Annotated in this window: 19 protein-coding genes; 15 read left to right on the top strand and 4 right to left on the bottom strand. The window is 70.8% G+C overall.

Annotated elements, in window-relative coordinates; genetic code table 11:
* Window positions 1-64: 64 nt before the first annotated feature.
* From OG842_RS11695 to OG842_RS11685, 3 genes are all read right to left on the bottom strand, one after another.
* Window positions 65-241 carry a DUF397 domain-containing protein gene (locus OG842_RS11695; protein WP_266729543.1) on the bottom strand — a complete coding sequence of 59 codons (177 nt, stop codon included), beginning with the start codon at window positions 239-241 and terminating at the stop codon, window positions 65-67.
* 460 nt (window positions 242-701) lie between these two features.
* Window positions 702-1,502 (bottom strand): alpha/beta fold hydrolase, encoded by an 801-nt coding sequence (locus OG842_RS11690; protein ID WP_266729542.1) that lies wholly within the window; start codon window positions 1,500-1,502, stop codon window positions 702-704.
* A gap of 95 nt (window positions 1,503-1,597) precedes the next feature.
* Window positions 1,598-1,933, bottom strand: coding sequence for a DUF427 domain-containing protein (locus OG842_RS11685; RefSeq protein WP_266729541.1), 336 nt, complete (start codon window positions 1,931-1,933; stop codon window positions 1,598-1,600).
* A 95-nt stretch (window positions 1,934-2,028) separates the two neighbouring features.
* Between OG842_RS11685 and OG842_RS11680 the strand changes: the two genes are divergently transcribed.
* The 13 genes from OG842_RS11680 to OG842_RS11620 all read left to right on the top strand — a co-directional run bounded on the left by OG842_RS11680 (window position 2,029) and on the right by OG842_RS11620 (window position 19,975).
* Entirely contained in the window at window positions 2,029-2,568 is a 540-nt protein-coding gene (locus OG842_RS11680; protein ID WP_266729540.1) for a TIGR00730 family Rossman fold protein, read from the top strand.
* Between the two features lie 29 nt (window positions 2,569-2,597).
* Window positions 2,598-3,287: an SDR family oxidoreductase gene (locus OG842_RS11675; RefSeq protein WP_266729539.1), complete on the top strand. Its 690-nt coding sequence runs from the start codon at window positions 2,598-2,600 to the stop codon at window positions 3,285-3,287.
* A 51-nt stretch (window positions 3,288-3,338) separates the two neighbouring features.
* Window positions 3,339-4,364 carry a methionine synthase gene (locus OG842_RS11670; RefSeq protein ID WP_266729538.1) on the top strand — a complete coding sequence of 342 codons (1,026 nt, stop codon included), beginning with the start codon at window positions 3,339-3,341 and terminating at the stop codon, window positions 4,362-4,364.
* 30 nt (window positions 4,365-4,394) lie between these two features.
* On the top strand, window positions 4,395-6,587 hold the full coding sequence (gene ligA, locus OG842_RS11665) for an NAD-dependent DNA ligase LigA (RefSeq protein WP_266729537.1): 2,193 nt from the start codon (window positions 4,395-4,397) through the stop codon (window positions 6,585-6,587).
* 409 nt (window positions 6,588-6,996) lie between these two features.
* The gene (locus OG842_RS11660) at window positions 6,997-9,156 is read left to right on the top strand and encodes a putative bifunctional diguanylate cyclase/phosphodiesterase (RefSeq protein WP_266729536.1); all 2,160 of its coding nucleotides are present in this window, start codon (window positions 6,997-6,999) and stop codon (window positions 9,154-9,156) included.
* 424 nt (window positions 9,157-9,580) lie between these two features.
* Window positions 9,581-9,877 carry an Asp-tRNA(Asn)/Glu-tRNA(Gln) amidotransferase subunit GatC gene (gatC, locus tag OG842_RS11655; protein ID WP_015036350.1) on the top strand — a complete coding sequence of 99 codons (297 nt, stop codon included), beginning with the start codon at window positions 9,581-9,583 and terminating at the stop codon, window positions 9,875-9,877.
* Between the two features lie 5 nt (window positions 9,878-9,882).
* Window positions 9,883-11,385 carry an Asp-tRNA(Asn)/Glu-tRNA(Gln) amidotransferase subunit GatA gene (gene gatA, locus OG842_RS11650; RefSeq protein ID WP_266729535.1) on the top strand — a complete coding sequence of 501 codons (1,503 nt, stop codon included), beginning with the start codon at window positions 9,883-9,885 and terminating at the stop codon, window positions 11,383-11,385.
* Window positions 11,382-11,621, top strand: a complete 240-nt coding sequence (locus OG842_RS11645; protein WP_266729534.1) for a hypothetical protein — start codon at window positions 11,382-11,384, stop codon at window positions 11,619-11,621. The genes gatA and OG842_RS11645 overlap by 4 nt, the downstream gene beginning before the upstream one ends.
* Before the next feature lie 15 nt (window positions 11,622-11,636).
* Window positions 11,637-13,145 (top strand): Asp-tRNA(Asn)/Glu-tRNA(Gln) amidotransferase subunit GatB, encoded by a 1,509-nt coding sequence (gatB, locus tag OG842_RS11640; protein ID WP_266729533.1) that lies wholly within the window; start codon window positions 11,637-11,639, stop codon window positions 13,143-13,145.
* A 178-nt stretch (window positions 13,146-13,323) separates the two neighbouring features.
* A complete protein-coding gene (locus OG842_RS11635) occupies window positions 13,324-15,450 on the top strand; it encodes a phosphocholine-specific phospholipase C (RefSeq protein ID WP_266729532.1) in 2,127 nt (708 codons plus the stop codon).
* 79 nt (window positions 15,451-15,529) lie between these two features.
* Entirely contained in the window at window positions 15,530-16,999 is a 1,470-nt protein-coding gene (locus OG842_RS11630; RefSeq protein WP_266729531.1) for a hypothetical protein, read from the top strand.
* Window positions 17,000-17,183: 184 nt separating this feature from the next.
* Complete coding sequence (locus OG842_RS11625; protein WP_266729530.1) at window positions 17,184-19,421, top strand: MMPL family transporter; 2,238 nt, start codon at window positions 17,184-17,186, stop codon at window positions 19,419-19,421.
* Window positions 19,421-19,975: a GNAT family N-acetyltransferase gene (locus OG842_RS11620; protein WP_266733539.1), complete on the top strand. Its 555-nt coding sequence runs from the start codon at window positions 19,421-19,423 to the stop codon at window positions 19,973-19,975. The genes OG842_RS11625 and OG842_RS11620 overlap by 1 nt, the downstream gene beginning before the upstream one ends.
* Window positions 19,976-19,994: 19 nt before the next feature.
* Here the strand turns inward: OG842_RS11620 and OG842_RS11615 are convergent, their stop codons facing one another.
* Window positions 19,995-22,463 carry a helix-turn-helix domain-containing protein gene (locus OG842_RS11615; RefSeq protein ID WP_266729529.1) on the bottom strand — a complete coding sequence of 823 codons (2,469 nt, stop codon included), beginning with the start codon at window positions 22,461-22,463 and terminating at the stop codon, window positions 19,995-19,997.
* Window positions 22,464-22,722: 259 nt separating this feature from the next.
* Between OG842_RS11615 and OG842_RS11610 the strand changes: the two genes are divergently transcribed.
* On the top strand, window positions 22,723-22,962 hold the full coding sequence (locus OG842_RS11610; RefSeq protein ID WP_266729528.1) for a hypothetical protein: 240 nt from the start codon (window positions 22,723-22,725) through the stop codon (window positions 22,960-22,962).
* 69 nt (window positions 22,963-23,031) lie between these two features.
* The gene (locus OG842_RS11605; RefSeq protein WP_266729527.1) at window positions 23,032-24,288 is read left to right on the top strand and encodes a serine hydrolase domain-containing protein; all 1,257 of its coding nucleotides are present in this window, start codon (window positions 23,032-23,034) and stop codon (window positions 24,286-24,288) included.
* Window positions 24,289-24,305 lie beyond the last annotated feature (17 nt).

The following is a 24,305-nucleotide window of genomic DNA, read 5'->3' as shown; positions in this document are numbered from 1 at the left end:
TTGCACTGTTCATTGACCGAAAAGCGACGGATACGGTCGAGCAGCAGATGTGGCCGTCTCTCGTTCAGCTGAGGCCGGCGTTGTCGGCCTTCACTGCCAGCACAAGCGCATGGAGTGCGGCTGGGTTCGTTATGACGATGTGCTCCTGGCTTTCGCTCTCGCGGGTCGCGATGCCTGTGCCCTCTGCTGCGGCGACCTCGACACAGTTGTTGCCTCCTGCATCGGAGAACGATGACTTCAACTAGTGCAGGCCGGACACGTGAGACACCTCTACAGCTCTCTGACGACTGAGCGGATGAATACCTGGACTTGACGAGAGGCAACGCCACCTTCTCGATCATGTCCAGCCTGGTACGAAAGTTCGCCAACTGCGTGGGGGAGTCGAGGGGCCGGCTGCCGCGCGGCTCCAGTGGCGGCACCCGGTGCTCCGGGTCAGTGTCTGGGACATGAGCCCGGACCCGCCCAGGCCGTACGCGCCGCCCGTCGCCCCCACGCCCAAGCCGGGCGGGGCGTGGTCATCCTCGAACTCGTCGCGGACCGATGGGGCGGGTGCGCCATGGGGGAAGGGGTGCTCGTGCCGGGCGGCAAGAGCGTCCGGTTCGAGCTCGCGCTCGGCGCCCGAGCCGCGGATGCCGTGGGACGCCCCGCGCGGTCGCGTCCGACCCCCGTACGGGCGGGACCGCGCGGAGCGGGTCGTGGGCTCAGGACGCCTGGCGCAGGAGGGCGTTCCTGGCGAAGTACTCCGCCAGCACCGGGGCCACCGCCTGAGGTGCCAGGTCGCGGGTCTGGCCCGTCAAGGTGCGGTGGCGGGCGCGGGGGAGCGCGTCCGCCAGGGCGCGGGTCGACAGACGTGCGCCGGTGGGGCTGGAGCCGCCGCAGATCACCAGGGTGCGGGCCGTGACGGAGGCGAAACGGGCGGCCGGGATCGCGCCGGTGCCGAGGATCGCGTCGTCGTACGCGAGGGTGTGGGCCATCGCCAGCAGGTCGCTCCACAGCGGGGCGCGGCGCATGCGGGCGATCATGTCGGCCGGTACGCCCGTCACGGACAGGAACAGCTCGACCGCTCCCGCGCGGTCCCCGGTGGACAGCAGCCGGTGCAGGCGCGAGGTGCAGCACGCCTTGTACTGGAGGCCCGCGGCGCCCGGCGTGTAGGGCGGTTCGTACACCGCCAGCAGGTCGACGGGGAGGCCGGCGGCCTGTGCCTCCAGGGCCAGGGCCCCGCCGGCGCCCATGCCGAAGACGGAGGCCCGGCCGCCCGTCGCGGAGACGAGCGCGGCCAGGTCCTCGATCTCGCGCTCCACCGCGTACGGGCCGCTGTCGCCGCTGGAGCCGCGGCCGCGCCTGTCGTACGTGACGACATGAAAGTGCGGCGCGAGCAGCCGCGCCAGCGGCGCCTCGGTCGCCGCCGTGCCCAGCGAGCCGCCCACCAGGATCACCGGCGGCCCTTCACCCCGGTGCCGGTACGCGATCATGGTGCCGTCGCGGGAGAGAATCTTGTCCATGCGAGGGTGGACCGCCGGGCCCGGAGAAACTCATCGCTCTGGCCGAAGTTTTTTTGAAGCTCTTCGAAGCCCCAGGTCAGGGGCGTAATTGACGATCAGTCGGTGACTGTCTCTGCTTCGTAGAAGCAGAAGTGGTCCTTGATCGCGGCGACTTCGGGCTTCGGGTCCGGGTAGGCCCAGACGAGGTCCGCGACGTCCGGCAGCGACCAGTAGGAGGCATCTCCCTTGAACGGGCAGTGGGTTCGGGTGTCCGAGGGCGTCAGGAGGTCCGTACGGACGTCCTCGGGAGGCAGGTAGTAGCGGACCGGGCAGCCGGTCTCGCGCAGGACGATCGGGCGGCGGCTCTCGGCCAGCACCTGTCCGTCGCGGACCACACGTACGTGCTCGGTGCCGGGCTCGACCGTGATGCGGTGTCCTGGTGACGTAGTCATACATAGGTCAGCTGTTTCGTGGGCGGGATTCTTCCCCCGGCTGGATTTTCGGCCGGGTGCCGGGGTCTGTCGGTGGGGGCCTTTACGGTTGGTCCATGAAGATCTGCGTATTCCTCTCCGCCGCCGACCTCGACGAGCGCTACACCCGGCCCGCCCGCGACTTCGCCGAGCTGCTCGGCAAGGGCGGACACACCCTGGTCTGGGGAGGCTCGGAGAGCGGGCTGATGAAGGTCGTCGCCGACGGGGTCCAGGAGTCGGGCGGGCGGCTGGTGGGGGTGTCGGTGGACTTCCTGGCGGCCAAGGCGCGGGCCAATGCGGACGAGATGGTGATCGCGCGCGATCTCGCCGAGCGCAAGGCGCTGCTCCTGGAGAAGGCCGACGCGGTCGTGATCATGGTGGGCGGGACCGGGACGCTCGACGAGGCGACCGAGATCCTGGAGCTGAAGAAGCACGGCAAGCACGACAAGCCGGTCGTCCTGCTCAACACGGCGGGCTTCTACGACGGGCTGCGCCAGCAGTTCCAGCGCATGGAGGACGAGGGCTTCCTGCCCCTCCCGCTGGCCGACCTGGTGTTCTTCGCCAAGGACGGCGTGGGCGCGCTGGCCTACCTGGAGGAGTGGTCCGGCCTGCAGTGACGGGGCGGCGGGGTGCGATCATGGGGCGCATGCCCACTCATGTCATCACCGGTGCCGGCTCCGGCATCGGAGCCGCCGTCACCCGCCGTCTGCTGGAGCGCGGTGACGAGGCCGTTTTGCTGGCCCGCGACGCGGGCCGTGCCAAGGAGCTGGCCGGGATGCATCCCGGCGCCCGTACGCTCGTCGGCGATCTCTCCAATCCGGACCGGCTCTCCTGGGCGCTCGCCCAGCAGTCGATGCCGGAGCGGGTCGACTCGCTGCTGCACATCGCGGGCGTGGTCGAGCTCGGCAGCGTCGGGGACCTCACGCCCAAGGCGTGGCACTTCCAGCTCAACGCCAATCTGGTCGCGCCCGCCGAGCTGACCCGGCTCTTCCTGCCGCTGCTGCGCGTCGTCCAGGGTCACGTCCTCTTCGTGAACTCGGGCGCCGGCCTCGCCGCGCACGCCGAGTGGAGCGCGTACGCCGCGAGCAAGCACGGCCTGAAGGCCCTCGCCGACTCGCTGCGCCACGAGGAGCACGCCAACGGCGTCAGGGTCACCTCCGTCTACCCGGGGCGCACCGCCAGCCCCATGCAGGCCAAGGTCCACCAGCAGGAGGGCAAGGAGTACGACCCCTCCCGGTGGATCGACCCGGAGTCGGTGGCCACCACGATCCTGATGGCCATCGACCTGCCGCGCGACGCCGAGGTCAATGACCTCACGGTGCGCCCCGGACGCTGACCCCGCAGGCCGGGCGGCGTCGCTCCCGCAGCAACGCCCTAGGCTTCCCGTGTGAGCGAGAAGAGCGAGTTCAGGGGTTGCCCGGCCACCGGGATCGGGTCCATGCCCGGGGGAGACGCACGGGAGGCGGCGAAGACCGTCACCGGTTCCTTCGCGGGCGGCGAGGGCCTGCCGTATCTGGCGGAACTGCCCGCCCGCGGGCCCGGCGCGGACATGATCGGGCGGACCATCGGCCTGCTCGTCGACCTGTACGGGCACGTCGAGCCCAGCGGCTGGCGGATCAGCGACCGGCCCGGACGGGACACCCGCCGGGCCAGGTCCTGGCTCGGTGAGGACCTGGACGCCCTGGAGGAGTTCACCCAGGGGTACGAGGGGCCGCTCAAGGTCCAGGCCGTCGGGCCCTGGACGCTGGCCGCCGCGCTGGAACGCCGGGGCGGCGAGGCCGCGCTCGGCGACCCGGGGGCCTGCCGCGACCTGGCGGGCTCACTGGCGGAGGGGCTGCGCGCCCACCTCGCCGAGGTGCGGCGCAGGGTGCCCGGCGCCGAAGTGATCCTCCAGCTCGACGAGCCGTCGCTGACCGCCGTGCTGCGCGGGCGGGTCCGGACGGCCAGCGGCTACCGCACCTACCGGGCCGTGGACCGCCAGGTCGTCGAGGGCACCCTGCGCGATGTCCTGGCGACGGCCGGGGAATCGGCGACGGTCGTGCACACCTGCGCGCCCGAGGTGCCGTTCGCGCTGCTGCGCCGGGCCGGGGCCGACGCCATCTCGTTCGATTTCTCACTGCTCACCGAGCGTGAGGAGGAGGCGATCGGGGAAGCCGTGGAGGGCGGTACCCGGCTCTTCCTCGGAGTGGTGCCGGGCACCGACCCGGCCTCGGGCGGATTGTCGGACCCGGGCGGTAGCGTCATGGGTGTCAGGACGTTGTGGCGCAGGCTGGGGCTGAATCCGGGGACTCTGGCGGAGTCCGTGGTGGTCACCCCGTCGTGCGGGCTCGCGGGTGCCTCGCCCGCGTACGCGCGCGCCGCGCTCGCCCACTGCGTCCGGGCCGCGAGATCGCTCGCAGACAACCCTGAGTAACGGGGCAACGGGTAACGGGAGGACGAGACGATGGCCGGCGAACAGCAGACGACGGTGCCCGCACAGGCGCAGGAGCAGCACATGCTCCTCGCCGAGCAGGTCGAGGAGCATCGCTTCCGGTACTACGTGAGCGACCAGCCGGTCGTCAGCGACGCCGAGTTCGACCGGCTGATGCGCGAGCTGGAGGCGCTGGAGGAGACGTACCCCCAGCTGCGTACGCCGGATTCGCCGACGCAGAAGGTCGCAGGCCCGTACCGGACGGAATTCACCTCGGTCGAGCACCGCGAGCGGATGCTCTCGCTGGACAACGCCTTCGACGACCTGGAGCTGGCCGCCTGGGGCGAGCGGATCGCCAAGGAGGTCGGCACCACCGACTATCACTTCCTGTGCGAGCCGAAGGTCGACGGCCTGGCGGTCAACCTCACCTACGAGCACGGGCGGCTGACCCGGGCCGCCACCCGCGGCGACGGCCGCACCGGCGAGGACATCACCCCCAATGTCCGTACGATCGCCGAGATCCCGCACCGGCTGAAGGGCGACCGCATCCCGGCGCTGGTCGAGATCCGCGGTGAGGTCTTCTTCCCGATGGAGGCCTTCGAGGAGCTCAACGCCCGGCTCGTCGAGGCGGAGGACAAGCCGTTCGCCAATCCGCGCAACGCGGCGGCGGGTTCGCTGCGCCAGAAGGACCCGAAGGTCACCGCCACCCGCCCGCTGCACATGGTGGTGCACGGCATCGGCGCCCGCGAGGGCTTCGACATCGACTGCCTCTCGCACGCCTACGAGCTGCTGCGCGAATGGGGCCTGCCCACCGCCAAGTACAACAAGGTGGTGGATTCCCTCGACGGGGTAAGGGAGTTCATCAGGTACTTCGGTGAGAACCGGCACTCCGTGGAGCACGAGATCGACGGGGTCGTCGTCAAGCTCGACGAGATCCCGCTCCAGGGCCGGCTCGGCTCCACCTCGCGCGCCCCGCGCTGGGCGATCGCCTGGAAGTACGCCCCGGAGGAGGTCAACACCAAGCTGGTCAACATCCGGGTCGGCGTCGGCCGGACCGGCCGGGTCACGCCGTACGCGCAGGTCGAGCCGGTGGAAGTGGCGGGCTCCGAGGTCGAGTTCGCCACTCTGCACAACCAGAACGTGGTGAAGGCGAAGGGCGTCCTCATCGGGGACACGGTGGTGCTCCGCAAGGCGGGTGACGTGATCCCGGAGATCCTCGGCCCGGTCGTCGACCTCCGTGACGGCACCGAGCAGGCGTTCGTCATGCCCACCGAGTGCCCGGAGTGCGGTACGGAGCTGCGGCCCATGAAGGAGGCCGACATCGACGTCCGCTGTCCCAACGCCCTTTCCTGCCCCGCTCAGTTGCGGGAGCGGCTCGCCTATCTCGCGGGCCGCAAGTGCCTGGACATCGACCACTTCGGCTATGTCGCCGCCGCGGCCCTGACCAATCCGCTGGAGCCCGCCGAGCCGCCGCTGCGCGACGAGGGCGATCTCTTCGGGCTGACCGTCGAGCAGCTGCTGCCGATCCGGGCCTATGTCCGGGACCAGGACAGCGGGCTGCCCAAGCGCGACCCGAAGACCGGCGAGGAGAAGACTGCCTGGGTCTTCGCCAACCAGCAGGGCGAGCCGAAGAAGAACGCCCTCGCCATGCTCGACGCCATCGCCGCGGCCAAGGAAGCGCCGCTGGCCCGGATCCTCACCGGGCTCTCCATCCGGCATGTGGGACCGGTCGCCGCCGCGGAGCTGGCCCGTCAGTTCCGTTCCATCGACCGGATCGACGAGGCCACCGAGAAGGAGCTGTCCGACGCCGACGGGGTCGGGGCCATCATCGCCGCATCGGTGAAGCAGTGGTTCGCCGAGGACTGGCACCGGGAGATCCTGCGCAAGTGGCGGGAGGCCGGGGTCCGGATGGCCGACGAGGAAGCGGGGGAGGACACGGGGCCGCGTCCGCTCGAAGGGCTCACCGTCGTCGTCACCGGCACGCTGGCCGGGCACACCAGGGATGGCGCGAAAGAGGCGCTCCAGAGCCGCGGGGCGAAGGTGACGGGTTCCGTTTCGAAGAAGACCTCCTTCGTGGTCGTCGGTGACAACCCCGGTTCGAAGTACGAAAAGGCCATGCAGCTGAAGGTGCCGGTGCTGGACGAGGACGGCTTCGCCGTGCTCCTCGAACAGGGTCCGGATGCGGCGCGCGAGGCGGCGGTGCCGGCCGAGGTACCGGCGGAGTAGGGGGATTCCTGCCTGGTTCCCTGCCCGGATCCCTGTCCGGGCAGGGATCGGGCGAGGACCGGGCGGGGCCGGGCGCGGGCCGGGGTGGGCATCGGGGCGGAGCGACGGGAGTACGAAAAAGGGGGCGGGCGAACGGTGAGCAAGAGGGTGATAAAGGGTGTAGCGGGGCAGGTCGGGGCAAGGGTTTCGTCGCGTCGGCCGGTTCACCCGATCGGCGCATAGCAGATGCTGACGGACGGTCGGTTCGCATTCGGGCAAGAGCGTCAGAGCGCTGCCCGTAGAAGCCTTCCGCGGCCTACTGTTGAGACGTGCACCTGCCGTGTCCGGCCGCGGGGTGGGAAACGGGTCGTGGCGGCGTGGAGCGGAACCATCAGGTGACATCGGCACCGCCGGCTGTGAGAGGGACGGAATGAAACCGACCGAGAGCGCCGCACCGGTGTCGCGGCTGCAAGGTTTCGTCGGCCTCACGCCAAAAGTGGGTGCCGTTGCCATCGTGATCGCCGTTGTTCAGATCGCGACCGGTTTCTACCGGACCGTGAGCGAAGGACACGCGCTCTTCCCCGACGGCGAGGCCGGCTGGTCCCTCGCCGTCCTGACCGGAGTCATCGTCGGCCATCTCGTCGCGCTCGGCCGCGACCGCTGGTGGGGAGGGACCGGTTCCGGAGCCTCCCTCACCCTGGCCGTGCTGCTGCTCTACGGCTGGGTGCCCGCCGGGCTGGTCTCCCTGGTCGTCGTCGTCCTCGTCGGCGTCGCCCGCCGGCACCGCTGGTGGCAGGGGCTGCTGCACGGTGCGGTGGACATCCTGGGGATCGGCGCGGCCGCCCTGGTGCTCGCCGCCTTCGGCAACGTGCAGACCGTCGAATCCCCCTGGCAGCCACTCGACTGGGGCATCGACGCCGTCCCGGAGGTCCTCCTCGCCGCCTCCACCTACCTTCTGGTCACCCGGGTCCTGCTGTGGTACGCCCGGACACCCCAGGGCGGCGGGCTGCCGACCATCGCCCGCACCGCCCTGCTGCGCCAGGGCCTCGTCGCCCTCGCCCTGCTCGCCATCGCGCCGCTGATCTGCGTCGTCGCGATGGTCACCCCCCTGCTCCTGCCGCTCTTCGCCGTCCCGCTGATCGCCCTCGACTCCGCCCTCTGGATCGCCCGCGCGCGGGCCGAGGAGCAGCTGCGCGACCCGCTGACCGGACTGCCCAACCGGCAGTGGCTGCTGGAGCGCACCTGGACGGCCCTGGAGGACGCCGAATCCGTCGGCGCGAGATCGGCTCTGGTCCTGATAGACCTCGACCGCTTCCGCGCGGTCAACGACACGCTCGGTCATCTGGCGGGGGACCGGCTGCTGTTGCAGATAGCGGAACGTCTCAGGCTCGCGCTGCCCCGGGGTGCGGAGGCCGCGCGGCTGGGCGGTGACGAGTTCGCGGTGCTCCTGCCGACCGCCGACTCCACCACCAGTGCCCAGCGGGTCGCCCGTCACCTGGTCGCCGAGCTGTCCTCCCCGCTGGATCTCGACGGGCTGACCCTGGTGCTGGAGGCCAGCGCCGGAGTCGCCGTCTACCCGGACCACGCGCTGGACGCCGAAGGGCTGCTCAGGCGCGCGGACGTGGCGATGTACCAGGCCAAGCGGGACCGTACGGGCGTCGAGGTCTACGAGTCGAAGCGGGACAGCAACACCCCGGACCGGCTCGGACTCCTGGGCGATCTGCGCCGCGCACTGGACGCGGGCGAGGTCGAGCTCCACTACCAGCCGAAGGTCCGTTTCGACGGCCAGGTGGCCGGCCTCGAAGCCCTGGTGCGCTGGGTGCACCCGGAACGGGGCAGGGTCCCCCCGGACGAGTTCATCGCCATCGCCGAGTCGTCCGGCCTCATGCCGCACCTCACGGAGTACGTACTGGAGACGGCGCTGGCCCAGGTCGCCCGGTGGCGGGCGCAGGGCCTGTTCGTCCCCGTCGCGGTCAACGTCTCCCCGCGCGACGTCCACACCCCCGGGTTCGCGGGCGGCGTCGCGGCCCGGCTCGCCCGGCACGGCGTCCCGGCCGGGGCGCTGCAGCTGGAGATAACGGAACACGTGCTGCTGGAGGACCCGCAGCGCGCCGCCGACACGCTCGCCGGGCTGACCGGGCACGGCGTGAAGATGTCCCTCGACGACTTCGGTACGGGGTACTCCTCGCTCGTCCATCTGCGCCGGCTGCCGGTCAGCGAGCTGAAGATCGACCGCTCGTTCGTCGCCCGGCTGGCCGTGGACAACGAGGACGCGGAGATCGTCCGCTGCACGATCGACCTGGCCCACTCGCTGGGCCTGCTGGTCGTCGCGGAAGGGGTCGAGGACGACGAGACCTGGGAGCGGCTGCGGGATCTGCGCTGCGACGCGGTGCAGGGCTGGCTGGTCGCCGCGGCGATGCCGCCGCAGGAGACCACGGCCTGGCTGCGGGCGCGCGGCGAGCACGGCTGGCGGCGGCCCGCCGAGCTGGCGGCAGCGGCGGCCGCGGCCGCAGCCGCCGCCGGTGCACCCCCGGAGCTGGAGCAGCGGCCGCCGGGCCGGGCGGTCAATTCCCGGCCCGCGACGACCTGAGCCCGGGGTGGCCCGAGCCCTCGACGGTCTGGGCTCGCGATGGCCGAGCCAACGGCGACCTGAGCCCGCCCCGGCCACCGGCGGCGCGGTCGGCGGCCCCTCCGTCCTCGGGCACCAAGCAGGGCCGGAGGCGGTGCGCGGGCCGGAAATCCTCGTCCGACCAAGATGTTCGCCCGGGTGGCGGCAGTGGTGGCGGGCGACCCCATAGGATTGGGGGTCGGCGGCACATTTCCACCTGCCGCGCGACGCCTGGCACGCACGCTCGCCGCGTTGCCGAATCGCCCACGTGGCTCCGCCACGAGGGCGCTCCGGCGCCTTGCGATCGCACGCACCAGACGCCGCGCGGCCCGTCCTCCGGACGGACGATGGAAATGTGCCGCCGGCCCCCGGCCAAAACCACACACCAACCCCTGAGGATCGCTGCATGCCTGGCATCACGCGCGAGGAGGTCGCCCACCTCGCCCGGCTGGCGCGTCTGGAGCTGAAGGGCGAAGAGCTCGATCACTTCGCCGGTCAGCTCGACGACATCATCGGCGCGGTCGCCCGCGTCTCCGAGGTCGCCGACCAAGACGTACCGCCGACCTCCCACCCGCTGCCGCTGACCAACGTCATGCGCGCGGACGAGGTCCGTCCGTCGCTCACCCCCGAGCAGGCGCTCTCCGGCGCCCCGGCCCAGGAGCAGCAGCGTTTCAAGGTGCCGCAGATCCTGGGGGAGGACTAACAGCCATGACGGACCACAGCACCATCATCAAGCTCACCGCCGCCGAGATCGCCGCGAAGATCGCCTCCGGCGAGCTCACGGCCGTCGAGGTCACCGAGGCCCACCTGGCCCGGATCGACGCGGTCGACGAGAAGGTCCACGCCTTCCTGCACATCGACCGCGAGGGCGCGCTCGCACAGGCCCGCGCCGTCGACGCCAAGAAGGCGGCCGGCGAGAAGCTCGGCCCGCTGGCCGGTGTCCCGCTCGCGCTGAAGGACATCTTCACCACGCAGGACATGCCGACCACCGTCGGCTCCAAGATCCTCGAAGGCTGGATCCCGCCGTACGACGCGACCCTCACGCGGAAGCTGAAGGCCGCCGACGTCGTCATCCTCGGCAAGACCAACATGGACGAGTTCGCCATGGGGTCCTCCACCGAGAACAGCGCCTACGGCCCGACCGGCAACCCGTGGGACCTCACCCGCATCCCGGGCGGCTCCGGCGGCGGCTCGTCCGCCGCGCTCGCCTCGTACGAGGCCCCGCTCGCCATCGGCACGGACACCGGCGGCTCCATCCGCCAGCCCGCCGCCGTCACCGGCACCGTCGGCGTCAAGCCCACCTACGGCGGCGTCTCCCGCTACGGCATGGTGGCCTTCTCCAGCTCCCTGGACCAGGGCGGGCCCTGCGCCCGTACCGTCCTGGACGCGGCCCTGCTGCACGAGGTCATCGGCGGGCACGACCCGATGGACTCCACGTCCATCGACGCCCCGGTCCCGCCGGTCGTCGAGGCCGCGCGCAACGGCTCCGTGCAGGGCATGCGCGTCGGTGTCGTGAAGCAGTTCGCCGGTGAGGGCTACCAGACCGGTGTCGTCCAGCGCTTCAACGAGTCCGTCGAGCTGCTCAAGTCGCTCGGCGCCACGATCGTCGAGCTGGACTGCCCGTCCTTCGACCTGGCCCTGTCGGCGTACTACCTGATCGCGCCGTCCGAGTGCTCCTCCAACCTGGCCCGCTTCGACGCCATGCGCTACGGGCTGCGCGTCGGCGACGACGGCACGAGGTCCGCCGAGGACGTCACCGCGCTGACCCGCGAGGCCGGCTTCGGCGACGAGGTCAAGCGCCGCGTCATCCTCGGCACGTACGCACTCAGCTCCGGCTACTACGACGCGTACTACGGCTCGGCGCAGAAGGTCCGCACCCTCATCACGCAGGACTTCGAGAAGGCCTTCGAGCAGGTCGACGTCATCGTCTCCCCGACGACGCCCACCACCGCCTTCCCGATCGGCGAGCGCGCCGACGACCCGATGGCGATGTACCTCGCGGACCTGTGCACCATCCCGACCAACCTCGCGGGCAACTCCGCCATGTCGCTGCCCTGCGGCCTGGCGCCCGAGGACGGCCTGCCGGTCGGGCTGCAGATCATCGCCCCCGCCATGAAGGACGACCGGCTCTACAAGGTCGGCGCCGCCGTCGAGGCCGCCTTCGTGGAAAAGTGGGGACACCCGCTGCTGGAGGAGGCTCCGTCGTTGTGAGCGCACTGACCAAGGCCAAGGGCTTCAAGAAGTCCAAGACCGGCACGTACCTGTCCATCGGCACCACCGCCTTCGGGGCCGTCAGCGTGTTCAAGCAGGCCAAGAAGGCACGCCACGAGCACGACACGCTCCGACTGATCGACGCCGTAGTCTCCGCCGCCGCCATCGCCACGGGTGTCGCCCTGCTGCTGCGCGAGCTCAAGCGCCTCGGCGATGACGACGTACTGCTGGGCTGAGAGGGAAGTTTCACCGTGACTGTCACCGACCTGGTGTCGTACGAGGACGCGCTCGCGTCCTACGACCCCGTCATGGGCCTGGAGGTCCATGTCGAGCTCGGCACCAAGACCAAGATGTTCTGCGGCTGCTCCACCGAGCTCAAGCAGGACGCCAACTCCCAGACCTGCCCGGTCTGCCTCGGCCTGCCCGGCGCCCTGCCGGTCGTCAACGAGATCGGCGTCGAGTCCGCCATCAAGATCGGCCTCGCGCTGAACTGCGAGATCGCCGAGTGGTGCCGCTTCGCCCGGAAGAACTACTTCTATCCGGACATGCCGAAGAACTTCCAGACCTCCCAGTACGACGAGCCGATCGCCTACAACGGCTATCTGGACGTCCAGCTGGAGGACGGGGAGATCTTCCGGGTGCAGATCGAGCGCGCCCACATGGAGGAGGACACCGGCAAGTCGACCCACGTCGGCGGTGCCACCGGCCGTATCCACGGCGCGTCCCACTCCCTGCTCGACTACAACCGGGCCGGCATCCCGCTCATCGAGATCGTCACCAAGCCGATCGAGGGCGCGGGCGCCCGCGCCCCCGAGGTCGCCAAGGCGTACGTCGCCGAGCTCCGCGAGCTCATCAAGGCGCTCGGCGTCTCCGAGGCCCGCATGGAGATGGGCCAGATGCGCTGCGACGTCAACCTGTCGCTGCGTCCCAACGGCACCGAGACCTTCGGCACGCGCTCCGAGACGAAGAACGTGAACTCGCTGCGTTCCGTCGAGCGTGCCGCCCGTTTCGAGATCCAGCGCCACGCGGCCGTGCTGTCCTCCGGCGGCACGATCGTGCAGGAGACCCGGCACTTCCACGAGGAGGACGGCTCCACCACGGCCGGCCGCATCAAGGACAACGCCGAGGACTACCGCTACTTCCCCGAGCCGGACCTGGTGCCGGTCGCCCCGGCCCGCGAGTGGGTCGAGGAGCTGCGCAAGGGCCTCCCCGAGCTGCCCCGGCTGCGCCGGGCGCGGCTCAAGGAGGAGTGGGGTGCCTCCGAGCACGACATGCAGTCCATCCTCAACGCGGGCGCGGTCGACCTGATCGTCGCCACGACCGACGCGGGCGCCCCCTCGGACCAGGCCCGCAAGTGGTGGATGGGCGAGCTGGCCCGTAACGCCAACGAGACCGGCCGCGGCCTCGACGAGCTGCCGATCACCCCGGCGCAGGTCGCCAGGGTGGCCGAGCTCGTCACCTCGGGCGACCTCAACGACAAGCTGGCCCGCCAGGCCATCGAGGGCGTCCTCGCGGGCGAGGGCGACCCGGACGCCGTCGTCGAGAAGCGCGGCCTGAAGGTCGTCTCCGACGAGGGCGCGCTGTCCACGGCCGTCGACGAGGCCATCGCGGCCAACGCGGCGATCGCGGACAAGATCCGCGGCGGCAAGGTCGCGGCGGCGGGCGCGCTCGTCGGCGCGGTCATGAAGGCCACCCGTGGCCAGGCGGACGCCGCCCGGGTCCGCGAGCTGATCCTGGAGAAGCTCGGCGTCGAGGGCTGAGCCCTCTCCGCAGGCTCGTCCCCGAAGGGGCGGCGCATCCGCGACCACGGGTGCGCCGCCCCTTGGACTTTCCGGCAGGACCTGTTGGACGTTCACCATGGAGCCGTACGAAATCCTTCCGCAGGTCACCCGGCTTGATTAGCTTCCCGGCTGTACGACCTGACTCGGGAGGCTCAACTTGACCACGGACATTTCACGGCGACGGCTCTTCGCGCTGGGCGGCGGCGCGCTCGGCGCCGCGGCGGCGGGGTCGCTGCTGCCGCCTTCGCTGCAGGCCGCGATCGCCGCGCAGCCGGCACACTCGGCGGGGTCCGGTGGCCGGGACGGGCTCGGAGCCATCAAGCACGTGGTGATCCTGATGCAGGAGAACCGTTCCTTCGACCACTACTTCGGGACGCTCCGGGGCGTACGCGGCTTCGGTGACCGCAACGCCGTCGAGCTCCCCTCGGGCAAGCCGGTCTTCGAGCAGCCCGCGGCGCTCGGCACCTCCGTGCTGCCGTTCCCGGTGCGCGACGCCGCCGAGACGCAGAAGAAGGACCTCCAGTACATCGGCGCGCTCGACCACTCCTGGAGCGGTGGCGGCAAGGCATGGGCCGGCGGCTGGATGAACGGCTGGGTGAGCGCGAAGACGGCCGCCACCATGGCGTACTACGACCGCCGCGACATCCCGCTGCACTACGAACTGGCCGACACCTTCACGGTCTGCGACGCCTACCACTCCTCCATCCACACCTCGACCAGCCCCAACCGCAACCACCTGTGGAGCGGGAAGACGGGCAACGAGCCGAACGGCAAGCGGGCCGTCGGCAACGACGCGTACAACGAGGGCACCCACCCCGGCTACGACTGGGGCACGTACGCGGAGCGGCTGGAGAAGGCCGGGCGCAGCTGGCGCACGTACACCGAGTGGGAGAACTTCACCGACAACCAGATCGAGTTCTTCGCCACCTTCAAGGCGGTGGCCCGCAAGGCGCTGGCGAAGACCGGCGGACACACCTTCATGGAGTCGTTCTACGCCGCGGTGCGGGACGCCGACGCCACGGAGCGCGAGCGGCTGTTCGGCCTGCTGGAGGAGGGCGTCGCCACCCTCGACAAGACCGAACGCAGCCTCTTCGAGCGGGCGCTGCGCCGGGTGGAGACCGGAACGCTGGCCGACGAGTTCGCCAAGGACGTGGCGGCGGGCACCCTGCCCGAGGTCTCCTACCTGGTGCCCTCGGCCGTCGACTCCGAGCACCCGAGCGTCTCCTCGCCGGTCCACAGCGCGACGATCGTCTACAAGGTCCTGGACGCGCTGGGCAAGCACCCCGACGTGTGGCGGCACACCGCGGTCTTCATCAACTACGACGAGAACGACGGCTTCTTCGACCACGTGCCGCCGCCGGTCGCCCCGCCTGAGGTGACCGAGGAGCAGTGGGAGGGCAAGCCCACCGGTCTCGGCGTGCGCGTGCCGATGCTCGTCGTCTCGCCGTGGACCATCGGCGGCTACGTCTGCTCCGAGGTCTTCGACCACACCTCCGTGGTCCGCTTCCTGGAGCGCTGGACCGGGGTGGCGGAGCCGAACATCAGCGACTGGCGACGCACCGTCACCGGTGACCTGACCTCGGCCTTCGACTTCTCCCACGCCCGCCGCCGGCCCGAGGTGGAGCAGCCGGGCGCCATCCCGCCGTTCAGCGGCCGCTGGTCGCCGAAGCCGCCGGCCGTGCAGCACATGCCCGTGCAGGAGCCCGGCGCCCGCCCGGCCCGCGCGCTGCCGTACCAGCCGGACGCGCAGGCGACGGTGGTGGACGGCGCGGTGCGGGTGGCCCTCAGCAATACGGGGCGCTCCTCGGCGCACTTCGCGCTGTATCCGTACGCCGGTGAGTTCCCCGTGCCGCAGCACCGGGACGTGAAGGGCACGGCGCAGTGGACGGTGCCGGTCACCGGTGCGGCCTACCGGTTCACGGTGACGGGGCCGAACGGCTTCCGCCGGGAGTTCGCCGGGCCGGCGAAGGACGGTGCCGCGGCCGGGGCCGAGGTGGCGTCGCGGGTCGACGCCCATGAGCGCGACCTGCATCTCACCCTGCGCAACACGGGCCGGACGACGCTCACCTTCACGGTGCGGCCGCTGGGCTATGTCGACGAGGCGGACCTGCGGGACTGGACCCGGACCGTCAAGGTCAAGCCGGGACGCAGCCGTACGGTGGTGCACTCGGCGGCCGACGCGCACGGCTGGTACGACCTGGACGTCACCGTGGACGGGGACGACGCGTTCCGGCGCCGGCTGATGGGGCACATCGAGAACGGCCGGGCGAGCGTCTCGGGCTGACGGGCCGCCCGGCAGGCTCTTCGCACGGGAGTTCGGCGCCCACCGGAACCACCGCGGCGCGGCCCGCGTGTCCTTGATCATGACCGAACTGATCGAGAAATGGGCCGGAGTCACGGCGGGCGCCGCCCCGGAGGAGGCGGACCCCGTCGTCCTGGAGTGCGCCCGCCTGCTCGCCGCCGAACCGGACGGCGAGCAGGCGGTCCTGCTGACCTTCGGGCTGGTGAACATGGCGCCGTACGTCCTCGGGCGACGCGGCGCCGACGTCGAGCGGGCCGTGGTGGACGCGCTCGGCGCCGCCGCCGAGGCCATGGAAGAGCAGTGTCTTCAGGCCGGCGGGTGCGGGCACGCGGCCCATCCGTACACCGACAGCCTGGAGGAGTGGGACACGGACGCGGACGGGCTGCTCGACGCACCGGACGTCGAGATTCCGCTCGAAGACTGGGACGGCGCCGAGGCCTGCCCCCGCAACGCCGCCGGGTGGGCGCGGACGGCCGCCGATGTGATCCTGCCGGGCAGCACGGACGGCATCCCCGAGATCGTCCCCGAAGGCCACCAGAGATACATCCGCAGCCTGGGCAGTGTGCTCAACGACTATCCGAACGGTGATCCGTTCTGGGACCTGGACATCCACGCCGGACCGCCCAGCGACCTCTCCCGGGCCGCTCTCGCCGGCTATGTCGTCGTCGCCCACGCGAACTGCTGGTACGCGGGCTCGGGCCGGATCAGACAGCGGTCGCTGCTCGACGACATGATCGAGGGCCTGGAGTCCGTACTGCCGCTGCTGCCGGACGAGGCCTGCGCGCACGAGGACGGCGAGCACCCGGCACTGCGCTCCGGCAGCGAGGAGCAGGCCTCCGAGGGCATCCACCTGCAGAGCCCCGGCGGCCGGACCGTCCTGCGCGAGGAACACGAGGACGGATACGGGGCCTCGCTGGAGGCATGGACGTGCACCACCTTCCTGCGCGCCCTCGCCGTGGAGGCCCGCGACCATCTGCGTGAAGCGGTCGACAGACTCTTCGGCACCCGGGAGACAGCACATCTGGACCAGGTGTATCTGCGCCCGGACGGCCGGCTCGACATCACCCCGCTGAGCGAGCGGCATGTCCCGTTCAAGGACGAGACGGCCTCCGAGGAGGCGGCGCTCTGGGCGGCCCGGCGGTACGAGCAGCTCGGCCCGGAAGGACCCGCGCTCGACCGGACCGTCCTGCTGCTCCTGATGGGCACGGCGGCCGATTCCCTGGAGCTGTCGTACGGAATCGCCCGCGAGATCCTCGGCATCCTCCGTACCGCTGCCGCCACCCTGCCCGGCGGCGCATGCGACCACGCGGACGGTCATGAGCCCGGCCATGAGCGCACGTCCGACCTCCGCCTGGCACGCATCGCGCACCTCTACGCCTCTGACGCAGGCCCGGACTCCGGCCAGGGCTTCAGGAGCGAGGTGCTGACCTGCCCCGTCCATCTGGCGGAGGTCGTGACCAGGGGCATCGCTGAGATCGAGGAGCAGTTCGAGGAAGAACTGGAGGCGGAGGAGGAACGACTGGCCGAGTGAGGTGGCCGGAGGCCGTCGCGACTCGGGGATACGGCAACCTCTGCGGCCATTGTGAGTAAGGCCACGAAAGGGACAAAGGATCACTTTCGGCTGCCAGAGTGACGGTTCTCAGGTCATGCGTTCTTTGCGGCTGATCCATGTTTTGTGCTGCCGAAGAACCACGAACCAGCAGGGAGCACGTCCGTTGGCTGCCATCGCCCGCTGGTGCATCAGGCACCGTCTCGTCGCCGTCCTCATCTGGCTGCTCGCCCTCGGCGGCGCCGCCACCGCGGCGGGCTTCGCGGGCTCCGCGTACTCCAACGACTACGAGGTGCCCGGCACGGAGTCCGGCCGGGCCACCGAGCTCCTCAGGAGCGGCTTCACGGACCTCGGCGGTGACACCGACACCATCGTCTGGCACACCTCCGACTCCACCGTGCGGGCCGACGACGTCCGGCAGACGATGACCCGGACCCTGCACGCGGTCGAGGAACTGCCCGGGGTCGGCGCGGTCACCGGCCCGTACGGAGCCTCCGACACCGCGCAGATCAGCGCCGACGGACACACCGCCTACGCCACGATCACCTTCGACCAGCAGGTCGAGGACATCCCGGTGCAGCAGGCCAGGGCCGTCGTCGACACCGCGAAGGCGGCCGCCACCGCCCACCTCCAGGTGGAGCTGGGCGGCCCCGCCGTCGCCCTCACCGAAGCGCCCTCCGTCCACCTCAGCGAGGCCATCGGGGTCGTCGTCGCGGCGGTCGTCCTCTTCCTCGCCTTCGGCTCGCTCGCCGCCAGCATGCTGCCCATCGCCACCGCACTGGTCTCCGTCGGCACCGCCTACGCGGGCACCGTACTGCTGGGCCATCTGATGACCGTCGCCGACTTCGCGCCCATGCTGGGCATGCTGATCGGCCTCGGCGTGGGCATCGACTACGCGCTGTTCATCGTCACCAGACACCGCAGAGGACTGCGCAGGGGCCTGTCGGTCACCGAGGCCGCGCAGACCGCCGTCGCGACGACCGGCCGCGCCGTCGTCTTCGCCGGGGCGACCGTCTGCATCGCACTGCTCGGCATGCTGATCCTGCGGCTCGGCTTCCTCAACGGTGTGGCGATCGCCGCCTCGCTCACCGTCGTGCTGACGGTGGCCGCCTCCGTCACCCTGCTCCCCGCCCTGCTGTCCTTCATCGGGATGCGGGCCCTGAGCCGGCGCGAGCGCGGACGGCTCGCCGAGCACGGCCCGCAACCCGAACTGCCCACGGGTTTCGCCGCCCGCTGGTCCGCCTTCGTCGAACGCCACCCCAAGCTGCTCGGGGCGTGCGCCGCCGTGGTGATGCTGGTCCTCGCGCTGCCCACCTTCTCCCTGCATCTGGGCACCTCCGACCAGGGCAACAACCCCGCCTCGTCGACCACCCGTCAGGCATACGACCTGCTGGCCGACGGATTCGGCCCCGGCGTCAACGGGCCGCTGACCATCGCCGCGCAGCTGGACGGCGCGGACGACCGGCTCGCGATGGACGGGCTGCCCGCCACGCTGCGGTCCACCGAGGGCGTGGCCTCGGTCGGCCCGGTCACGTACAACAACAGCGGCGACACGGCCTTCGTCACCGTCGTACCGAAGTCGTCGCCGCAGTCCGAGGAGACCAGCGCGCTCGTCGACCGGCTGCGTACGGACGTCCTGCCGAAGGCCGAGTCGAACACCTCGCTCCAGGCCCATGTCGGGGGAGTGACCGCCAGCTACGACGACTTCGCCCGGATCATCATCGGCAAACTCCCGCTCTTCGTCGGCGTGGTCATCGGGTTCGGCTGCCTGCTCCTGCTGCTGGCCTTCCGGTCGATCGGCATTCCGCTGAAGGCCGCCGTGATGAACGTGGCCGCCGTCGCCTCCTCGTTCGGGGTCGTCGTCGCGATCTTCCAGTGGGGCTGGGGGAGCGAGCTGCTGGGGCTCGGCAGCTCGGGGCCCATCGAACCGTTCCTGCCGGTGATCATGGTGTCCGTGCTCTTCGGGCTGTCCATGGACTACCAGGTGTTCCTGGTGGGGCGGATGTACGAGGAGTGGCTGGAGACGCGAGACAACCGGCGGGCCGTCCGGGTGGGCCTCGCCGAGACCGGCCGGGTGATCAACTCCGCGGCCGTGATCATGATTTCGGTCTTCCTGGCGTTCGTCCTCAGCGGGGACCGGGTCATCGCCATGTTCGGCATCGCGCTCGCCGCCGCCGTCCTGCTGGACGCCTTCGTCCTGCGCACGCTGCTGGTCCCCGCGCTGATGCACATGCTGGGCGGGGCGAACTGGTGGCTGCCGCGCCGGCTGGACCGGCTGCTGCCCCGGATCAGCATCGAGCCTCCCGAGCACGGCCTCCCGCATGCGAAGATCCCGCAGGCGGCGCAACTGTCCGAGGTGGCGCAGCCCGCGCAAGCGGTGGAAGCGGTTCGAGAAGGAGCATGATGTTCGCGATATCCCTGGGTGACGACGGAGCGGAACTGCGTCCGCTGGAGATCTGGCAGGCCCAGGAATTCCTGGACCACATGGACCGGGCCCGCGAGCTCATCGATCCGTGGATCCCCTTCGCCTCCTTCGCCACCGACCTGGACTCGGCGCGGGAGCTGCTGCGGCGGTACGCGGAGAAGTTGGCGGCGGACACGGGGCGGATCTACGGCATCTGGCTGGAGGGCACGCTCGTCGGCGGCGTCCTGTTCCGGATCTTCGACGCGGAGTCGGGGAACTGCGAGATCGGCTGCTGGCTGGAGCCGGCGGGCCAGGGGCGCGGCCTGATCACCCGGGCGTGCCGGAAACTGATCGACTGGGCGGTGTACGAGCGCGGCATGCACCGCGTGGAGTGGGACGCCTCCGCCGCGAACACCGCCAGCATCGCCGTGGCGAAGCGGCTCGGCATGACGCGCGACGGGGTGCTGCGCGAGAACTACCTGTACCGCGGGGTGCGGCACGACTCGGAGGTCTGGTCGGTACTGGCAGCGGAGTGGCGGGCGCGGAAGGACTGAGCGCCGGCCGTGCCGGCACTCATGACCCGGGACCGAACCGGGCCGGTGCGTACTTGCTCTGGTGCTCGCGGTACGAGCGGGCGAGGTGGTGCTGGAGCCGGATGTGGCGGAACTGGTACACCGCGCCGGTCTGGCGCAGGACGCCCCGGCGGTAGGCGTCGTCCAGGAAGGCCACCGTGTCCCAGGGCAGCTTGCCGGTCAGGGGCAGCCAGACCCGCGACAGGACCAGCCACCGTCCCCAGGCGGTGAACGAGAGCGCGTACGAGCACGTGCCGCCGATCCCGCCGATGGCACCGATGACGAGCCCGTCCGCCACGTTCCAGAGCAGCGGTCCGAGGATTCCGTCGAGCAGGCCGGTGATCAGGTGCCCGCCGACCGCGATGGCCAGGGTGAGCATCGGTACCAGTACGAGAACCTGCCGGAGCACCGTCGCACGGTTCGAGGCCAGCAGGCCGGCCGGGGTGGCCGCGGAGGCGACGTCCAGCGGCGCTTCGAGCATGGCCACGATCCCGAAGACGAGCCCGGCGCCCGCGCCGAAGATCAGGCCGAGGACCAGCATGTTGATGAGGGTGCCCTTGATCACCAGCTCGTTCGCGAGCGGGATCCCGTAGTACAGCCAGCGCTGGAGGGCGAGGGCGGAGGCGCATCCGACGCCCATCACGAATCCGCCCGGCAGCACGGCGCCGAACCGGGCGACGAACGTGCGCACCGGTCTGCGGCCGACGCCGGTGCCCCCGCCGGGCAGCCGCAGCCGCACATGGGCGGGTTCGAAGGCAGTGGTGCCGAACCGGACCAGGATCGCGTGGACACACCCGTAGGCGAGACCGGCGGCCGCCCCCATCGAACAGCTCGACATGAGGGCCTCGCCGACCGGGAACGGCACGTTGATCAGGTTGACGAACCACACGGCGAGCGTGACGCAGAGCGCCGAGGACACCACCACCGACAGCAGTCGCGTGGACAGCCGCACCGAATCACCGATCCGCCACCACGCGAGGTCCTGCTGGTCGCCGTCGAGCCGGGCCAGATGGTGGGCGAGAAAGCCGAGCCAGCGTTCGGCGCGCTTTGGATCGCGGTGCCGCTCCCGGTGGCGGGTGGCGCTGCGCTCGACGACGCGGCGCTCGACGACGCGGCGCCGGTAGACCGTCGGCACGAAGCCCGCCAGCAGATGTTCTTCGAGGGAGTTCTCGTCGGGGAAACGCCCGTCGTCCAGCAGCTCCGCCGGATTCCTGTCGGGCGCCTCGCTGTACATCGTCCGCGCCAGGATGATCATGAGCGGGGTGCTCAGGACCCTGGCCAGGGGGCTGGTCGCCCCGCTCTCCCGGGCGCGCAGCCGGTCCAGTACGGGGGTCCAGACCGGCGTGGTCCCGCCGTCGTCGCGGGGGACCGGCCGGGCCGTCCGGGGCAGGTAGTCGGAGAGGTCTTCGAGGGTGAGATCGGTCAGTTCGAGACCGGCGGCCCAGACCAGCGGGGCACCGGCCTCCTGGACCGCCTCGGCGAACTCGCCGCGCCGACTGGTCAGGACGAGCGGGAGCGAGGTGGCGTTGAGCACCTCCAGGGCCGTGCTCCGCAGACCCTCCGCGATCTCGTCGAACCCGTCCAGGACCGGCAGTACGAGATCCGCGTCGACCAGGGCGGCCGCCAGCGTCGACCCGTCGGGGGCCCGGCGGGTGAGATGCGGGTGGTCGCGCACCAGCCGGTCGATCAGCCAGTCCCGCAGCGCGACGGCCGTGGGGTCCCAGGAGCCGATGCTGAAGACCACCGGCACCCGGTCGTGCGGCTCCCGGGCCTCCAGCTGGTCCAGGACGAACCTGATCGTCAGGACCGACTTGCCGGATCCGGCCCGGCCGAGGACCACGAGCCGCCCGGAACCGATCCGCCGGTAGACCTCGGCCACGCTGCCCAGATCGCCGCTCAGGTCCATTCGGTCCGGCGTCGCTCCCGGCGGCAGACGCTGGACGTTCTCCGAATGGTCGGTCAGCGATTCGGGGGCGTCCTGCCAGCGCACCGGTAGCGGAAAGGGGTCGTGCACCCGGCGGTGTTCCTCCTCGCGCTGCCAGCGGCGCCGGATTTCCCGGGCCAATTCGGCGGCGGCGGTGACGAGTTTGCTGTGAACGAGTGAAGTGGTGGGGGTGGGGCGGACTTCTGGCCCGGAGTTGTGTCCGGGATTCTGCCCGGGAATCTGTACGGAATTCTGCGCAGGCAGGGGCACGGGTGCGGAATCCGGTGCGGGTGCGGGCGAGGGTTCGCCGGCCGGTCCGGCCTTCGATTTCGCGAGCGTGGCGGCGAGCTGCTGACGGTCCTCGGGCCCGGCCTCCAGCGCGTCCGCGAGCAGGTTCACCGTACCCAGCCGGTGATCGCTGGATCTGCCGTTCTCCAGTCTGCGGATCGTGCGCACGCTCACTCCGGACCGTGCCTCCAGCTGCTCCTGCGTCAGCCCCGACCGGTTGCGCAGCCGACGCAGCAAAGTGCCGAGCTGATCCGCCACTTCGACATCCCTCCACCACCGGGCGCGGTCGCGACGACCCTACCGGTGACGACCGGTCATATATGGCCGGTCGCCTGTCCTGTTCGCGGAATGGCGTGAACAGCACGATCAGTGGTGTCCGGCCGGTGCGCCGACACGGGGCGGCGCACCCCGCCGGGCATCCGGGAAGCAGATGGCGTCGATGGGGCCGGACCGGCACCGGCATCGGACCTGATCGCCTCTCATGACTTTCTCCTGCCACGAATCATGAGGAGTTGACATGGTGTACCGATTCTGGTGCGGCGAATGCGGATTCAAGACGCCGTGGCTCGCCGAGTCCGAGGGCGCACAACGCCAACTGGAGCACTACACCAAGCAGCACCCGGGAATTCTCGCCGGTGGCCATGTGGAGACCAATCGGAGAAATCCGCAGGGCAACCGCCTCGGCGCCCTCGCCTGCCTTCAAGTGGCGGGAATTCTCGTCCTTCTGCTGATCATCGCGGCCGCGTGCCGGCGCTGAGGCGCGGCCGAAATCCACCAGACAGCCGGAATGACCGACCGACCGAAAGGGACAGGAAAGAAAATGAGCATGCGCGACGATTCCGGAGCAGGCATCGAGACCGGCCCGGCGAACCGGTCCACCGACGGCGGGGCCCGACGCTCCTCGCGGGTGCGCGGGCACCGGCGCTGGCTGCTGCCGGTGGCCACCGCGGCCTGCCTGCTGATGACCGGTGCCGGCACGGCGACCGCCGCCGCCCCGGCCACCGGCTCATCGGCTGCCGAGTCCTCGACCGCCGCCCAGACCCCGGCCGACATCCTGCAGGCCGGTGCCCAGCAGGGGATCGCCGACGGATACCCGGGCGTGATCGGCATGGTGCGGAAGGGCGACACCACCCAGTACGTGCACGCGGGTGTCGGTGACCGCGCGACCAAGGTGCCCGCCGACCCGAAGGCGAAGTTCCGGATCGGCAGCAACACCAAGGCGTTCACCTCCACCGTGCTGCTCCAGCTGGAGGGCGAGAAGAAGCTCTCGCTGGACGACACCGTCGCCAAGTGGCTGCCGGGGGCGGTCGCCGCCAACGGCTACGACGGCTCGAAGATCACGATCCGTCAGCTGCTCAACCACACCTCGGGCCTGCCCGACTACTTCAAAACCATACAGATCAACGGGCCGTACTTCCTCAATACCAACCCGAGGGAGGTCTTCCCGCCGCAGAACCTGGTCGACGTCGCCCTCTCCATGCGCGCGCCGACGACCGAGCCGGGCGAGAAGTTCGACTACTCCAACACCAACTACGTGCTCGCGGGCATGGTGATCAAGGCCGTCACCGGTGAGGACGCGGCCACGCAGATCCAGCGGCGCATCATCGAACCGCTCGGCCTGCGCGACACCAGCTTCCCCACATCCGACCCCGCGCTCTACGGCAACCACCTCCACGGCTACGCGATCCGGACGATCTTCATCAACGACGCGACGGCCTCCAACGTGCAGGTCTTCGGGAGCGCCGGGGCCATGGTGTCGACCATGGACGACCTGGCCACGTTCTCCCGGGCGCTGATGACCGGAAAGCTCCTTGAGCCCGCGCAGATGGCCGAGCTCAAGACCACCGTTCCCGTGACCGCCGACGTCGGCTACGGGCTGGGCATCGAGCGCATACAGCTGTCCTGCGGGAAGTCGGCCTGGGGACACAACGGCGCGGTGCTCGGCTACTTCAGCGAGTGGCTGAGCAGCGAGGACGGCACCGAGCAGGTGGCGCACGCGAACAACGAGTTCCATCTTCTCGGCGGTACGCCGGGACAGGCCCATACGGGCAAGGCCATGACCGACGCGTTCTGCGCGCTCTGAGAACCGCGACCGGAAGG

The organism is Streptomyces sp. NBC_00376 (genome assembly GCF_036077095.1).
In the GTDB taxonomy this organism is placed as follows: Bacteria; Actinomycetota; Actinomycetes; order Streptomycetales; family Streptomycetaceae; genus Streptomyces.
This window is presented reverse-complemented; position numbering and strand designations above follow the sequence as displayed.

Coding starts and splice junctions, on each gene's coding strand:
- OG842_RS11690 (WP_266729542.1), bottom strand. CDS start 1,502: ATGGACAAGATTCTCTCCCGCGACGGCACCATGATCGCGTACCGGCAC.
- OG842_RS11685 (WP_266729541.1), bottom strand. CDS start 1,933: ATGACTACGTCACCAGGACACCGCATCACGGTCGAGCCCGGCACCGAG.
- OG842_RS11680 (WP_266729540.1), top strand. CDS start 2,029: ATGAAGATCTGCGTATTCCTCTCCGCCGCCGACCTCGACGAGCGCTAC.
- OG842_RS11675 (WP_266729539.1), top strand. CDS start 2,598: ATGCCCACTCATGTCATCACCGGTGCCGGCTCCGGCATCGGAGCCGCC.
- ligA (WP_266729537.1), top strand. CDS start 4,395: ATGGCCGGCGAACAGCAGACGACGGTGCCCGCACAGGCGCAGGAGCAG.
- OG842_RS11660 (WP_266729536.1), top strand. CDS start 6,997: ATGAAACCGACCGAGAGCGCCGCACCGGTGTCGCGGCTGCAAGGTTTC.
- gatC (WP_015036350.1), top strand. CDS start 9,581: ATGCCTGGCATCACGCGCGAGGAGGTCGCCCACCTCGCCCGGCTGGCG.
- gatA (WP_266729535.1), top strand. CDS start 9,883: ATGACGGACCACAGCACCATCATCAAGCTCACCGCCGCCGAGATCGCC.
- OG842_RS11630 (WP_266729531.1), top strand. CDS start 15,530: ATGACCGAACTGATCGAGAAATGGGCCGGAGTCACGGCGGGCGCCGCC.
- OG842_RS11620 (WP_266733539.1), top strand. CDS start 19,421: ATGTTCGCGATATCCCTGGGTGACGACGGAGCGGAACTGCGTCCGCTG.
- OG842_RS11610 (WP_266729528.1), top strand. CDS start 22,723: ATGGTGTACCGATTCTGGTGCGGCGAATGCGGATTCAAGACGCCGTGG.
- OG842_RS11605 (WP_266729527.1), top strand. CDS start 23,032: ATGCGCGACGATTCCGGAGCAGGCATCGAGACCGGCCCGGCGAACCGG.